The following is a 14,139-nucleotide window of genomic DNA, read 5'->3' on the forward strand; positions in this document are numbered from 1 at the left end:
GGCGGACCGCCCCTTGAACAACAGGTCTACCGGGGCGCCGAGATGGAGCCTTCCTTGTAGTAGGAGACGTAGCTGCTGTGCAGCCGTTCCGGCGCGCCCGGATCGGCATAGCGATGCAGTTCCGACATCTCCGTCTTGTTGAGGATCACGCCCACGGTTTTCGCGGCGATCTGCGGTTCGGACCGCATGACCGACTGTACCGCCTTTGCAGGGGTCACGCCCCACTCGGTGACGAAGACGAAACCATCGACATAGGGCTCGAAGGCCTTGGCGTCGATCACCGGGAGAAGCGGGGCCAGATCGACGACGATGACGTCAAACGTATCCTTGATGCTTTCGAGGAAGTGGCTCATGCCCGAAGAAGCGAGGAGTTCGCTCGTATGGGCGAGCTGTTTGCTGCGCGTGGTCATCGGCAGGATCGTCAGGCGCGACCGGCGATCGACCCGCGCGGCATTGGTCCATGGCGTCTGCTGGAGTACCACTTCGACCAGCCCGACTTCCGGCTCGGAGGCCAGCATGCGGCTGAGCCCCGGGTTGCGCAGGTCGCCGTCGATCACCAGCGTGCGAACCCCCGTCGAGGCGATCAGCCCGGCGAAATTGGCGGCGACCATGGATTTACCTTCGCCCGGCAGGCAGGAGACCACGCCGATCACCCGGCACTTCCGCTCCTGCAGCATGATATCGCACGCAAGCTTGGCATTGCGCAGCGTTTCGGCGAACTGCGAGCGCGGCGCCTCCACCGCGACCCGCATCAAGCGTCGGAACGAGATCGGGTTGCCGGGAGGCGCTCCGGCCGCTTCGGCGTCGGTCGGTGCCGGCGGCGGCGTCTCCTCCGCACTGGCGCCGCTCACCTTCGGCAGGTAGCCGAGGAAGCGCAGCCCCAGTTTCTCCTGCACGTCGTCGCCGGTCCGGAAGAACCTCTCGCGGAATTCCAGAAGCGTTGCCGCCGCTCCGCCGATCAGCAGGCCAAGCACGATGGAAAGCGCCATGGTCAGCGTCTTGCGGGGGCTGGACGGAGCCGTCGGCAGACCGGCGTCGGAGATCACGCGAGCCTTGGCAATCGGGAAGGATTGCCGCTGCGTCGCCTCTTCGAAGCGCCCCAGATAGGATTCATAGAGCGTCTTCAGCGCCGCCGCCTTCTGCTCCAGTTCGCGCAGCTGGACCATCGAGACATTGGCTTCCGAATTACGGCCTGCGACCCGCTCGATACTGTCACGCAGCGACTTTTCACGCGAACTCGCCACTTCCAACTCGTTGCGGAAGCTGCCTGTCAGTTGCTGCAGTTCACGATAGATCTGCTGCGAAAGATCGCTCTTTTCCGCCTTGAGCGCGACGGCCTGGGGATGGCTTGCGCCGAACTGCTGGACGATGCCCTGCTCGCGATCGGAAATGTTGATGTAACGCTTGCGAAGATCCTGGATGACTGAATTGTCGGTGTCACGCGCCGAAACGACGGCGTTCTGCACAGCCGCATCCGGTCCCTTGGCGATGATCGCCTGATATTGGTTATAGCGCGCCGAAGCGGTCGCCGCATCGGCCTGCGCCACGATCAGCTGGCTGTTCAGATCCGAAAGCTGCTGCGTCGACAGGAGTTCGCCGCGCGGCGAAACCAGGCCATGTTCGGTCTTGTATTGCTCGACGGCAAGCGAGGCCTGCTGCGAGCGGCTGTTGAGGTCGTTCAGCCGTTCCTGCAGCCATAGCGAAGCTCGCTCGGTCGCATCGAAATTGGCGTTGAGCTGTTCGGTAAGATAGGATTCCGCATAGGTCCGCGTGATCATCGCGGCAAGCTGCGGATCTGGCGAACGCACGGACAATGCGATCACCGAACTGCGCCCGACGCGCTCCACGGTCAGCGACTGCTGCAGGACGGCGGCTGCCTTTTCGCGCCGGCCCATCCGGATATTCTCCTCGGAAGGCGGGGGGCTGCCGGGTGTCAGAAGCGCGACGACGCTGCGGATGGCGCCCTTGGCCAGATCGACCGGCGACTGCGGCGGATTGACCACCGTCTCGTTCTGATCGAGTTTGGCCTTGTCTACCACCCTCACGGCCAATGCCTTGGATTTCAAAATCTCGACTGCGCTCGACATGCGGTTGTCGATCTGCTGGGCCGACTGGCTGTCCTGCGGGTCGTCGGCATACCGGGAAAGGTTTTCGTCGATGAGGATCTGCGTCAGGGCGGTGTAGACCGGCTGCGCCATCACCAGATAGAGCCCCGCCAGGGCAACGGTCGCGATGAGGCAGACGACGATGACGCCCGAACGACGGATCGCAGCCGCCCAGAGCTTGTCGAGATCGATGAACGTGTCGTTATCCCGCGTTTCGCTCGGGAATATCGTTCTCGGCCGGAAGTTTACCTGATCCATAGGGCTCGCTTTCTGGAGCTTTGGGGAACGGATGGCGAAACCGCCGCCATCCGTCTCGTGTGATTTGAGTTCGCGTCAGGCGGCTTTGACCCGCGTTTCGTGCGACATCATCAGTTCCTTGATGGAGGCGTAGATCTCTGCCCCCATGTCCTGTCGAAGCATGGCGAAGGCGACATTCGCTTCGATGAAGCCGCGCTTGCTGCCGCAATCGAACGTGCGTCCCTGATAGGGATGCGCATGGAACGGCTGGACCTGCGCAAGCTTGTGCATGCTGTCCGTCAGCTGAATTTCGTTACCGGCGCCGCGTTCCTGCCGGGCCAGCAATTCGAAGATTTCCGGCTGCAGGATATAGCGCCCATTCAGGTAATAGTTGGACGGCGCTTCGGCAGGTTTCGGTTTTTCGATCATCTCCGTCACCTCGAAACCATGCGATACGCTATGGCCGACACCCACGATACCATAGCTCGACGTCTCTTCCGGTGCGCATTCCTCGACCGCGAAGACATTGCCGCCGACTTCTTCATAGAGATCCATCAGACCGGCCATGCAGCCCTGCGGACCGTAGGAGACCATATCGGGCAGAAGCAGCGCGAAGGGCTCGTTACCGACCAGTTCGCGGGCGCACCAGACCGCGTGGCCGAGCCCGAGCGGCACCTGCTGGCGCGTATAGCTGACGGTGCCGGCGACCGGCAGCATCTTTTCGAGTTGGGTAACCTGCACAGTCTTGCCCGAGCGGGTCAGCGTCGCGACGAGCTCCGGCGCGCTGTCGAAATAGTCCTCGATCGCGGTTTTGTTGCGGCTGGTCACGAAAATGATGTTCTCGATTCCCGCCTGCATGGCTTCGTCGACCGCATATTGAACCACGGGTCGATCGACGATCGTCAACATTTCCTTCGGCATGGCCTTGGTGGCCGGCAGGAACCGAGTGCCGTTGCCTGCGACGGGTATCACCGCCTTTCGAACTGGTCTTTTCATGTCCATTCCTTCGTCCTTTCTGAGGGCGCCCCCGCCCTATTGATCGGATTTTCAGTTGACGTCGGCCGTTTCACCAATCGACGCATGCGAACGGCAATCGGCATGCGCAGCAGTCGCAGCGCACGTGGGTTTTCGATTGCCGTTTTCAGGAAGCCGCCGACGGAACCCTTCTTGATTTCGTCGACAAGCGTGAGAAACGAACCCGCTTCGAGGATGCTGCGGGTGCGCCTGCGCTGGGCAGCCGAAGCTTTTGCATCCAGCTTGTAGCGGGCGAGAAAAGCGCGGTCGGAAGCGAGCATCGCATCCAGATGGCCCTGTTCCAGGACGCGCGAGATCGAGTCCTGACGCAGGTGATAGACATATCCGATCTCCGGCACGATCGCGCACCGCGCACCGCTCGCCAAGGCGGAAGCAAGCAGCAGATAGTCCTCGCCGACCCGCAACGCCTCGTCGAAGCGCAGGCCGTGCTCGACGAGAAATGCCCGTTCGAAGATTGGCTTCATGTAGCCGAAGTTGAAGGTCGACTGGAAAATCACGTTCGAGCCGATGAAATCGGCAAGCGTCATCATCGACCGCCGCCTGAGCGCCTCCCTGGAGAACATCGCATGGGGCTCGCCGTGGTCGAACGGGATGACGTCGAGATTGTCGACGACGATCTGCGCCTGCGCATCCTCCGCCCGCTCCAGCATGGTCAAAAGCCTGACGGGATAAACCGTGTCGTCGGAATCGAGAATGGCGACCCAACGACCCCTTGCCGCGGCAAGTCCGGCATTTCGCGCGGCAGCCGGCCCGCCATTCACCGCCTGCGCGATCAGCCTGACACGGTTGTCCGGATGACCTTGCACGATTGCCCGCGTCCCATCGGTGGAGCAATCATCGACGACGATCACTTCGAGCGTCACGCCGATCTGCGCAAGCGCACTGTCGATCGCGCGCGCGAGCGTCTCCTCGGCGTTGTAAGCCGCAATCACAAAGCTCACGTCTGGCCGGAAATCCGGGGCCTGCGTATCATGCGTGGTCATGTGGCTTCGGCCGCTCCGTATTGGCGGATCTCGCGGATGCCGAGCGTGCCCGTGACCGCGCCGGCATGGAGTGCCGCACGAAGAGCGTAGCGAGTGCGGGTGACCGGCGAGGGAATGGTTGCCGCCGTCACCGCCAGGCAATAACCGAGCTTCAGCGCCGCAAGTCCGGTCTGCCTGAGGCGGCCGAGGCCGGAATTCTTTGTCGCAAGGATGCGACCATGCGTCTGCCCGGAACGGAACCTGCGCTTGGCGAGCCACGAGAAACTTGCCCGTTTTTCGGGAACCAGTTCCTCGACCACGGCATCCGGTGCGAATGCGATACGCCCTCCCGCATCGGTCAAGGCGGTGAAGAAATGCGTATCCTCGCCGCCGCTCTGGCCGAGCGAAAGCGCAAACCTGCGGCCCGCGACGACCGGCGAGCGCATGTGGAGGAGGGTATTGCAGGTATAACCGGTCCTGATCTGCTCGCCGACCCAGACGGGCATGGTCGAATGGAAATCGCCCCTGCGCATCCAATCGGCGCTTTGCGCACCGTAGACAGCCCTCACCGGCCCCAGGACCGCATCTGCTCCGGTCAGTTTCGCCGTCGATACGAGCCCGACCAGCCACTGCGGCTCCGCCGTCTCGTCGTCGTCGATGAAGGCGAGGTAGTCCGCGTCACTTTCGGCGAGGCAGGCATTGCGGGCGATCGAGATATTCGATTTCGGGCAATGTACATAGCGGATCGGGAACGGCGAACGCTCTCGCAAGCCGTCCACCAGCCCGCGTGCGCTCGGACCCGCGTCGTTGTCGGCGACGATCAGGCGCAATTCCGCAGCCGCCGGAACGGCGATCTCGAAGAGCGAGGTCAGCGTTTCGGCGAGTTCCGGCCGCCGGTAGGTGCAGATGCCGATATCGATGCGGACCGGCTTTTCCCCTGCAGTCATCAAGCGGTCCTCCGTCGTCGAATGCCGATCAGTTCCAGCCAGAAGCCGGCCGACCAGGCGAAATGCATGATCATCGCCGAAAGCGAGGCGAGCGGGCCGTAGGGATTGTTCTTGCCCACGGCCAGCCAGAAGCCGTAACCGAGGCAGGCGGCGGCCCAGATGGCCATCGGAATGGCCGCCCACCAATAAAGGAGCGCAAGCACCGCGCCGACGACGACGGGCGCCACCGCAAGCGGGATCGCCTGGCGGAGCTTCGGAATAGAGCGATGCTTGACGAGGTTCTTCGCCCGGCCGCGGCCATAGGCGAGATATTGCCGGAACAGCGCCGAAGCGCTCGAACGCGGATAATACGTCATGTAGGTCTTGGCAGTCATCCAGATGCGGAAGGCGTCGGCACGCAGCCGAAAGTCCAGTTCGGCATCCTCGTTGTGGCTGAAACTCTCGTCATAACCGCCAACGGCCCGGAAGGCCGAAATCCGCATCAGCGCGTGGTGGCCGTGATCGACCCATTCGCCACCGCCACCGGCGCGATGTTTCGAACCGCCATTGCCGAGCTTGGAATTCTGCGCCACGGCGGTCGCCTTCTGGAAGGTGCCGAAACCGACGGTCTCCATGCCGACCACGACGGAATCGGCATCCATGTCGATCGCCTCCTGCAACAGGGTCCTGCAATAGCCGTCCGGATAATCCCCATGCGCATCGATGCGGATGAGAAAGTCGCGATCCTCCCCGAAACGGTCGACGGCGAGATTGATGGCCGCGCTCTGGATGCGCTTGCGGTTGCCGATGAGCACCAGGTCACGGATTTCCGGGATGAGGTTCTGGACGATATCGGGCGTGCCGTCCTGGCTGCCGCCGTCGGCGACGACGATCAACATGTCCAGGTCGCCGCGCTGACCGTTCAGCTTGTGCAGCAGCGGCGCGATCGTCGCCGCCTCGTTCAGGCACGGGATCACCAGAAGCGTCCGGATATCGGCCATCTGGGCATTGGAGTGAGAACGCAAAACCATACTCCACCTCACGATTGCACGGTTGAAACGGCCGGCACTTCCGCCGGCGACGAGACGTTGGGATGCAGGGCAGCGAGCCGGGCAACAAGGGCGCGGCATTCCGCCGGCCCGGTCACCCACTGGCTGCGTTCGACGGCTGCAAGCCGGGAAAAGAGATCGACGTAGCGTGCTTCCGTCATCTCGTTGAACAGCGTTTCAAGGGTCTCCGCCGTCACGTGGTTGCGGACCAGGCCGATGCCTCGCTTGCCGATGAAACGGCCGGTCTCGGTGCCTGCGAGCGCGACAGGAACCGCGCCGAACAACCCGCCTTCATAGAGGCGGTTCGGCAGCAGCCAGCTTGAATTCAGTCCTTCCTCGAAGAAATCGATCGCCCAGGTGAACTGCACGTCGCCGTAGATCGCCGCCAGGTCCTCGGGGTTGCGATAGGCGCCATGGAACTCGACATGCGGTGCGGCAGCGACCTTGGCATCGAAATCGTCGAACTCGCTGTAAGCCGGGCGGCCGCGCAACACGATTTCGACCCTCCCCTCCATCCGGGCTGCGAAATCGATCAGCAGATCGAGCGACCTGCGGCAGCGGATCGCCCCGAACCAGCCGATCCGCCAGGGCTTGCCCGGCTCCGGCGGGCGGGGTTGGAGCGGCCCGGAAACCCGTCCGGCCTCAAGGGCAAGCACCTTGTTTTCCAGAAGCAGGATCGGCAGGTCGAGACCGGAGCGCGGCTTGAAGAAATTCTCGACGAACGCCGGGGAGCTGGTGATCAGCAGGCTGGCGCGGCGCCCGAAAAACAACTGCACCTGACGCATCAGGCGGCCCTTCATTCCCTCGTCGAGAAGCAGGCGGTGAATATCGAGGCATTCGTAGACCACGGGAGCCTGGTGGCCGAACATCGAAGCAGCACGTCCGGCAAGCGCCAGCGTCTCCAGGTTGCGGGCGATGATGACATCGGGTTTGTCGATACCCGCCAGCGTCCGCTTCAGCCTCATGCGAGCGGCAAGAACCGCTCCGATACGCTGCGCAAAACGCCCGTCCGCCGTCTGCCCGAATGAAACGGTCGTCACGTCCCGCTCGTCGGCAAGCACGCTCGAGCCGCGCTCGAAGCCCGCGACGGTGACGGTCGCACCGCCGGCCTTCAAGGTCAGCACACGCCGCCGGATGGCCGCATCGGCCATGTCATGCGCGAGATAGAGAACGTTCAAGGTCAAATCGTCCAACTCCATTTGTCGAGCCGCCAAGGCGGCTCAGCCGAGCGTGCAAAGCACGGATTCAGGAAAGCGGCATTTCTCGCCGATCGCCGTAAAGGCGATCCGGTCGATGGTCATCGAGGTCGGTTGAGTGTAGGAGAATGCGCCCATCCACTGCTTCAGCGTGTCGGTGCCCCACAGGCTGAGAAAGATCTTCTGGGGGTTTTGCGGTATCTTCGTCTTGTCCGTTACTTCGTGGACGAGCTTGCCGTTCACGAAGTAACGAAGACGATTTTCCTCCCAGATGAAGGCATAGTCGTTGAAACCCTTGTCCGCGCCGCCAGCGACCGGCACGAGCTTTTCGTTGTTGCCCTTGGCGGACACATACTGATTGAGCTGAACCTGGCCGGTATTCTTGCCGAGAACTTCGAAGTCGATCTCGTCATGCGGTTTCTTGTCGGTCGGCCCGATATAGGTGAAGAACGCCGAATTGAGCCCCGAGCCCGTGGCGGATTTCATGCGCACCTCATAGGTGCCATAGCTGAAACGCGCCTTGGTCTGGATTTCGCCGCAGGCGAAGTCGCGGTCGCCGGTCTTGTCTCCGGTGAAGGTGAGCTGCAAGGCACCGCCTTCGACCTTCACCTGCTTCTTCGACCAGGTGCAGTTCTGGTGCTTGCCGTTGTTCCAGCCGTCCGAGACGTACCAGACGGAACGGTCGAGGCTGTCGAAGTTCTCCACGAAGGACTGACCCGCAGCACCCTGTTGGGCGTGTGCTGCGGGGGAGAGAAGTCCAGACACCGCGGCAGCGATGATAACCTGGCAGGTTAGTTGAATCTGTCTGGCCTTGGCCGTCATGTTTCACCTATGCTGTTGTGTCATTGCGGGTTCGCCGGGATGGTTGGCCCGGGCGGGCGAGTGGGACTTGGAGGCGGCCGAAAGCTTGGCCTTGCGACCGCGGCTGCCCGTCAATACCTCGTACAGACCGCGCATTCGGCGCGAGACGAGGCGGTTGCTGACAAAGAGGATGCCGAAGCTTCCGACGGCAGCGGCCGCGTAGAAGAGCGGATAGAGGTCGTCACCCACCACGCGGTTCCACGCCATCCACATCAGGACGAGCAGCGGGTAATGGGTGCAGAACATCCAGAAGCTCAGGCTTCCGGTGGCGGCAAGCCGCTGGCCGGTCCATGAACGAATGGCGATCGCCGACATCAGCCAGAAGCCACCGGCGCCGACAATCGAAAGCGCACTGCGCGCCATGTCGAGCGGCCAGGGAAAATCCGGGCCGGTCCAATAAAGGCCGATGGACAGCAGCACTGCTGCGGCGAGCATCGCCACCGTACCCAGCCCCGCAAACCGGTCCGCAACCTTGAGGTCCACCCGGTGGAGCGCCAGGAAGATGCCGAGGGTGAAGCTGAACAGGATCGATTTCTTGAGGACGATGACGAGCGTCAACCCGGGAATGATCGCTAGCAGGAACAGCACGCCAAGCGTCGCTGCCGGAAAACGCCGCACCAGCATGGCAAGGACGGGCGACAGGATGATGCAGACGATCAGGTCGCGCAGAAAGTAGAGCGGAATATTGATCGGCAGGTCTTCCGTGGCGAATGCGTTGCTCAGGAAGTCCCGGGCAGAGAGGTTCCAGAGATCCGGGAAATACCCAATCCCGACGTCCAGGGGTTGGATGACGAGCACGGCCCCGAGCAGGCCGAGGTTCCACAGCAGGAAAGGCACCAGGACAGTCCTCGCCTTGGAGCGAAGCGTCTTGGCATAGTCGAACATCTCCCAACCCCGCTGGAACAGCAGATAGCCGGAAATCGCGCTGAGGCACGGCACGCCGATACGGAAAAGGCTATCCCCGAGGAAAACCCTGAGCCAGTCAAAGAAGCCGTTCAGCCCCAGGAAAGGGCTGGTCGCGGAATCGTACGGCACATGGACAAAGAGTATGCCGGAGATCAGCAGGATACGCATCAGATTGATACGGGAGGATATGTTTGCATCGACAGTCAAACGAGTCACCCTTTTTGGGCAGTGCCTCCCGTCACCACCGTTTCAATCAGAGCAGACTTGAGCCCGCAGTCAGCAAAAAGGATCACGTCCAGTTTGGCGGAAAATGTGGCGGCGCAGCAAAAAAGCAACCCGCGCGAAAGTCCTCGCGCTCAATGAGCCTCGCGTCCGGGAGCCGGGCTTGCCTCCGCGGAGTTAGGATTTTCAGGGGCTCAGGGCTGAATTGAGGGCTCGGAATGCTGCACCGCAAAAGCACAAAAAAATCTTTTTGCAATAGGCCGAAACGGCTAGCCCTTTCGTATCCATTTACCTCAACGCCTCGCACGCGGCTCACAATGTGGCAGAATCCGGGCAAACCTGCGACACAATCAGGCGAAGCCCCCACCCGCCGCGTCGTCCCAGTTCCCGGGGGGATGAGGTCGAAGGTTTTCTGCAAAATGCGCGCTCTATCGGCAAAAAAACCGCGGTCGAAGGATCGCCCCGGCAAGGCCCTTGTTGCCTCCAGGTAACGCGTCGTTAACTGCGCTGCAAAGATGCGCAGGAGAGCATTGTCGATCCTCGCCGAAAACACTGCCAGCGGTACCGATCCGGGATCTTCCCGGGCCAACGCTCTTGCCAGATTGCAGCCCGTGACAAATTTCAGCCCGAATGTAACGGTCTTTGATAGCGCGCTCCACCACGCCTTGGCGGGAGCCAGATGGTCAAATCCTGTTACGGGAGGTCATTCGATACGGCAGCAAACTGCCGCCAACCCGGAGCCCGGCAAACGTCAGGGGCTTGTAATTCTTTGAAGAGGCAGGGGAAAAAACATGGCGATGTTCACGGTTGTTATCCCATTTTTCCAAAAGGAAGCCGGCATTCTCCGCCGTGCACTGAAATCGATTTTCGATCAGACCTATCAGGACTTCGATATCGTCATTGTCGACGACGAGTCACCCCAATCCGCGGACATGGAGCTTCAAGGCATTGAAGATGCCTGGAGATCCCGCATCCGCGTAATCCGCCAGCAGAACGGCGGGCCGGGTGCGGCACGCAATACCGGCCTCGACAGCGTACCCGCTGTCACCCGTTACGCGGCGCTTCTCGATTCGGACGACGTCTGGCTGCCGGATCATCTGAAGAATGCTTTCGAGAGCATGACCCGCTTCGATGCGGAGTGCTACTGGGCGTCGATGCAGGCAAGCGACGAGTTCTATTACCATTTCGGCATGGCCGAACTCGAACAGGCGGAGGGTGGCACGCGGCTTTCCGAAAACCCGCTCCTGATCGAAATGCCGGACCTCGCCAGCGTCATGTTGAAGAACTGGAGTTTCCTGCATCTGTCCTGCATGGTTATCGGCAGGCCGGTCTTCGAAACGGTCCGTTTCGAGCCCTCGCTGAGGCTGGCGGCCGAAGACGTGCTTTTCTTCGTCGATTGCATCCTGAAATCGAAGCGAACCCTGCTCTGCGACGAAGAAGGCGCGGCCCGCGGCATGGGCCTCAACATCTTCCACAGCATCGACAACCGCTCGCCGCAGTTCCTGCGACAGCAGTTCAACACCTGGGTGGCGCTCGATACGCTGGAGGAACGTTTCCGTTCCCGCCCCGGCGACGTCGCTTCGATCGCATCCTACAAAGACACCGCCCGGCGGCAGGCACTCTGGAGCCAGGCCGGACGGGTGAAACGCCGTCAGGCCCCGGATCTCGGCCTGCTTGCCCGCTGGGTGATACGCGATCCCGCACTGATCCGGGCGGCGTTCGAACTCGGGGCCGGAAAACTCGGCCGCAACGCACGCTAAATGACTGCGTTTCCTTTTGAATTCACCATCCCACGGAGGCCCGCATGCAAGCGTACTACTGGGAATCGCATCACGGCAATTTCGGCGACGACCTCAATCTCTGGCTCTGGGATGCGCTGCTTCCCGGTTTTCGCGACGTCCATCCTGAAGTCCTGCTGGTCGGCGTCGGCACGGTCCTCAATCCGGTCCTGCTGCCCGCGGGCCAGAAGAAGCTGGTCATCGGCAGCGGCTACGGTTATGGCACGCCGCCTGATGTCACCAACCCGGCGGAATGGGACGTGCGGGCGGTTCGCGGTCCGCTGACAGCCGCCAAACTCGGCATTTCAGCCGACAAGGCGATCACCGATCCGGCGGCGATGATCGCCGACATGCCGGAATTCCAGAACCTGCCGAAAATCCACAGGAAGACCTTCATCCCCCATTGGGAATCGGCCGAGTTCGGCATGTGGAACGCCGTCTGCGAGCCCGTCGGCCTCACCTATCTCGATCCGCGCGGCGAGGCGAAATCGGTCATCCGCCATATCGCCCAGTCGGAGTTGATCATCGCCGAATCAATGCATGGCGCAATCCTGGCGGATGCCTTCCGGGTGCCGTGGGTCGCCGTCAGCAGCTCCCGTTCCATCAACAATTTCAAATGGAACGACTGGGCCTCATCGGTGGGGACGACATACGAACCGCGTTATGTGCCGGTTTCCACTCGCGCAGAAGCGGTGGCCAAACGCTCGCGCTTCTGGGGCATCAGCTTCGACGGCCAGCAACCCGCGCATGAGGCGGCACCGGAGCCGCAGAGCGGCGAGGTCATTACCCTTACGCCCTCGCGGGCCGGCCTTCGCGGCATGGCAAAGCAGTTGCTTGCAGCTCCATCGGTGCTGGCGCTCTGGCAGGCAAGCCGTGCGGAGCCGCGGCTCAGCCCGATCGAGGTTCTGGACGAGCGCAAGGAGAGATTCCGGACGATGCTGGAGGGGATACGCCGCGACTATTTCTGAGCGGCGGGTATGCCGGGCAGAAGATAGCGCACGCGAGCCGGCTGGGCCTGCGGCCCGGACGACCGGACCCGCAGGAGATCGAGCTTGTCGAGGAAGATGCCCGTCGCAACGGCCGGCAGGACCTGCGGACGGGAGAGCAGGTGCCGGATGGCCGCGCCATTGCCGGCCTGCGACTTGATGTCGAGGAAGGCACGCAGCTCGTAGCGGTCGCGCGTATGATCACGATGCCGGACGATCACCGCCCTCTCCTCCTCGCTGAGCACCGGATCGGCAAGGAGCGCGTCGTCCGCCTCGTAAAATTTGCGCAGGTCGTCGGTATGATGCCGGCCGCTCAGCGAATCCTGGCGCACGACGGCGCCATAACCGCAATGCTCGATCACCTTGTAGCGGGCGCCCTTGCCGAGCGCCCGGGCGTAGAAATCGTAGTCCTCGCCGAAACGCATGTTCTCGTTATAACGAAGGCCGTGGGCGTCGAGGAACGCCCGGCGCATCACCGGCTTCAGGAAACCCGTCTCGCCGCGTTTGACGCCGCGCTTGGAGATGTTTCCTTCCACGAATTCCGTAAGCGACATCGTCCGCGCCCGGGTCTCGAACCGTTCTGGACGGAGGAGTTCGCTCGGTTCGTGGATGAAGGCGATATTGTCGGCGATGAGGTCCCAGCCCTCCTCCTCCAGCATCGGCGCGAACCGGCCGGGGAAGAAGAAGTCGTCGGCATCGAGGATACTGATCAGCGGCGCGCCCGATATGGCAATCGCGTGGTTGCGGGCCGCGGAGGGGCCGCGGTTCTGTTCGAACGAAACAACCGTCAGCCGTCCCGACCCGTCATCGGCACCGCGCGCGACATCGGCAGTGCCGTCGGTCGATCCGTCATCGACAACCACGACCTCGCCGACACGCGCCTCATTCAAGGCAGATTGGATCGCAGTTCCAATGGTTTCCGCGCCATTCTTGACCGCGATGATGACGCAGATCGTCTGAGAAGCGTTTTCCGCCATAGCCCACTCCATGTTGCATCGCAACGCAACTATGGGCTCAGGAAAATGGCCCTGGTGTGAAACGGGCAGAAAAAAGCGCGATTTCCTTCAGGTATCGCCGGCCGGGAGGTGGGGGGCGGGGTCGGCACGAAGCCCGTCACGGCGGCTGCCGTCCTTCGAGTTCTTGGCAGTCGCCGCGGTATCCGAAGTTATTACTGCATCCCGAACCTGCTTTTCACGGCGGACCAGATAGAGGATGGCAACAAAATACCCTGCCTGGATCAGGACGGCACAGATCAGCGTCTGTATGAATGCCGTATAGAGCGATCCGGTCATAAAGTACGCCGCCACCGCAAACACGAGCAGAGTCCCTGTCATGCTGATAAAGACGCGCGGCGCGTACATGATCCTTCCTCCCGAACATAAATGTTCCGTTCGTGGGTTCTCAGGCTCCTCTCCCGATAGAATAACCTTATGTGTCTGGCCGAGAGGATTCAAGTTTTCCAATCCGGATATGCCAGCCCAATGGTGAAACTTTCGTAAGGTCCGCGAGGTTCCGCCGTAAATACTGCAGGCAATGGATCGGTGTTTATCTCAGTACCACAAGCGCCACGCCCCGATTTTGCCGCATTTCTGCCGGGATTCAACGGGGTTGGAACGAATTTCGTGATCGACTCCCTCAACCCGCACCGAAGCCGATCAACTTTTGTTACAAAGCTCAGCCGACGCCGTGAGCCATTGTTGCATTGCAGCATTGTATTGCGACGCAGCAGGAGTGGGCCTTTGGTCCCAGCCGCAAGCTACTTTGGTCCCCCTCGCCAAGCAGCTGCGCGATTTATGACTAGCGGGCCTACAGGCGAGTAAGGGGGGATAAGTTTGAACCAAGATGCCAATATTGACTACGTGGCCTATTTTACACG

General features: G+C 61.8%; 12 protein-coding genes. 2 read left to right on the plus strand and 10 right to left on the minus strand.

Annotated elements, in window-relative coordinates; genetic code table 11:
- Positions 1–26: 26 nt before the first annotated feature.
- The 8 genes from ACSQ8R_RS16095 to ACSQ8R_RS16130 form a co-directional block, all read right to left on the minus strand.
- Positions 27–2,363, minus strand: a complete 2,337-nt coding sequence (locus ACSQ8R_RS16095) for a polysaccharide biosynthesis tyrosine autokinase (protein ID WP_436254306.1) — start codon at positions 2,361–2,363, stop codon at positions 27–29.
- A gap of 75 nt (positions 2,364–2,438) precedes the next feature.
- On the minus strand, positions 2,439–3,344 hold the full coding sequence (locus ACSQ8R_RS16100; RefSeq protein ID WP_436254307.1) for a UTP--glucose-1-phosphate uridylyltransferase: 906 nt from the start codon (positions 3,342–3,344) through the stop codon (positions 2,439–2,441).
- Entirely contained in the window at positions 3,335–4,360 is a 1,026-nt protein-coding gene (locus tag ACSQ8R_RS16105; RefSeq protein WP_436254308.1) for a glycosyltransferase family 2 protein, read from the minus strand. Before ACSQ8R_RS16105 ends, ACSQ8R_RS16100 begins: the two co-directional genes overlap by 10 nt.
- On the minus strand, positions 4,357–5,286 hold the full coding sequence (locus ACSQ8R_RS16110) for a glycosyltransferase (protein ID WP_436254309.1): 930 nt from the start codon (positions 5,284–5,286) through the stop codon (positions 4,357–4,359). Before ACSQ8R_RS16110 ends, ACSQ8R_RS16105 begins: the two co-directional genes overlap by 4 nt.
- Positions 5,286–6,296 (minus strand): glycosyltransferase family 2 protein, encoded by a 1,011-nt coding sequence (locus ACSQ8R_RS16115; protein ID WP_436254310.1) that lies wholly within the window; start codon positions 6,294–6,296, stop codon positions 5,286–5,288. The genes ACSQ8R_RS16110 and ACSQ8R_RS16115 overlap by 1 nt, the downstream gene beginning before the upstream one ends.
- 8 nt (positions 6,297–6,304) lie before the next feature.
- Complete coding sequence (locus ACSQ8R_RS16120; protein ID WP_436255497.1) at positions 6,305–7,465, minus strand: glycosyltransferase; 1,161 nt, start codon at positions 7,463–7,465, stop codon at positions 6,305–6,307.
- A gap of 69 nt (positions 7,466–7,534) precedes the next feature.
- A complete protein-coding gene (locus ACSQ8R_RS16125) occupies positions 7,535–8,332 on the minus strand; it encodes a glycoside hydrolase family 16 protein (RefSeq protein WP_436254311.1) in 798 nt (265 codons plus the stop codon).
- Between the two features lie 3 nt (positions 8,333–8,335).
- The gene (locus ACSQ8R_RS16130) at positions 8,336–9,484 is read right to left on the minus strand and encodes an acyltransferase family protein (RefSeq protein WP_436254312.1); all 1,149 of its coding nucleotides are present in this window, start codon (positions 9,482–9,484) and stop codon (positions 8,336–8,338) included.
- A gap of 806 nt (positions 9,485–10,290) precedes the next feature.
- Here ACSQ8R_RS16130 and ACSQ8R_RS16135 point away from each other — a divergent pair.
- Together ACSQ8R_RS16135 and ACSQ8R_RS16140 are read left to right on the plus strand one after the other, a co-directional pair.
- On the plus strand, positions 10,291–11,259 hold the full coding sequence (locus ACSQ8R_RS16135; protein ID WP_436254313.1) for a glycosyltransferase family 2 protein: 969 nt from the start codon (positions 10,291–10,293) through the stop codon (positions 11,257–11,259).
- A gap of 44 nt (positions 11,260–11,303) precedes the next feature.
- Entirely contained in the window at positions 11,304–12,245 is a 942-nt protein-coding gene (locus tag ACSQ8R_RS16140; RefSeq protein WP_436254314.1) for a polysaccharide pyruvyl transferase family protein, read from the plus strand.
- Here the strand turns inward: ACSQ8R_RS16140 and ACSQ8R_RS16145 are convergent.
- Both ACSQ8R_RS16145 and ACSQ8R_RS16150 read right to left on the minus strand, forming a co-directional pair.
- Positions 12,236–13,240, minus strand: a complete 1,005-nt coding sequence (locus ACSQ8R_RS16145; RefSeq protein ID WP_436254315.1) for a glycosyltransferase family 2 protein — start codon at positions 13,238–13,240, stop codon at positions 12,236–12,238. The two genes, ACSQ8R_RS16140 and ACSQ8R_RS16145, sit on opposite strands and share 10 nt — an antisense overlap.
- A gap of 87 nt (positions 13,241–13,327) precedes the next feature.
- Positions 13,328–13,624 (minus strand): exopolysaccharide production repressor protein, encoded by a 297-nt coding sequence (locus ACSQ8R_RS16150; protein WP_436254316.1) that lies wholly within the window; start codon positions 13,622–13,624, stop codon positions 13,328–13,330.
- Between the last annotated feature and the right edge of the window lie 515 nt (positions 13,625–14,139).

The sequence above is a fragment of the Neorhizobium sp. LjRoot104 genome (assembly GCF_964253725.1).
GTDB lineage: Bacteria > Pseudomonadota > Alphaproteobacteria > Rhizobiales > Rhizobiaceae > Neorhizobium.

Bases quoted from the DNA above. Each gene is read 5' to 3' on its own strand.
- ACSQ8R_RS16095 (WP_436254306.1), bottom strand. From the start codon at position 2,363: ATGGATCAGGTAAACTTCCGGCCGAGAACGATATTCCCGAGCGAAACG.
- ACSQ8R_RS16100 (WP_436254307.1), bottom strand. From the start codon at position 3,344: ATGGACATGAAAAGACCAGTTCGAAAGGCGGTGATACCCGTCGCAGGC.
- ACSQ8R_RS16105 (WP_436254308.1), bottom strand. From the start codon at position 4,360: ATGACCACGCATGATACGCAGGCCCCGGATTTCCGGCCAGACGTGAGC.
- ACSQ8R_RS16110 (WP_436254309.1), bottom strand. From the start codon at position 5,286: ATGACTGCAGGGGAAAAGCCGGTCCGCATCGATATCGGCATCTGCACC.
- ACSQ8R_RS16115 (WP_436254310.1), bottom strand. From the start codon at position 6,296: ATGGTTTTGCGTTCTCACTCCAATGCCCAGATGGCCGATATCCGGACG.
- ACSQ8R_RS16120 (WP_436255497.1), bottom strand. From the start codon at position 7,465: ATGGCCGATGCGGCCATCCGGCGGCGTGTGCTGACCTTGAAGGCCGGC.
- ACSQ8R_RS16125 (WP_436254311.1), bottom strand. From the start codon at position 8,332: ATGACGGCCAAGGCCAGACAGATTCAACTAACCTGCCAGGTTATCATC.
- ACSQ8R_RS16135 (WP_436254313.1), top strand. From the start codon at position 10,291: ATGGCGATGTTCACGGTTGTTATCCCATTTTTCCAAAAGGAAGCCGGC.
- ACSQ8R_RS16140 (WP_436254314.1), top strand. From the start codon at position 11,304: ATGCAAGCGTACTACTGGGAATCGCATCACGGCAATTTCGGCGACGAC.
- ACSQ8R_RS16145 (WP_436254315.1), bottom strand. From the start codon at position 13,240: ATGGCGGAAAACGCTTCTCAGACGATCTGCGTCATCATCGCGGTCAAG.
- ACSQ8R_RS16150 (WP_436254316.1), bottom strand. From the start codon at position 13,624: ATGTACGCGCCGCGCGTCTTTATCAGCATGACAGGGACTCTGCTCGTG.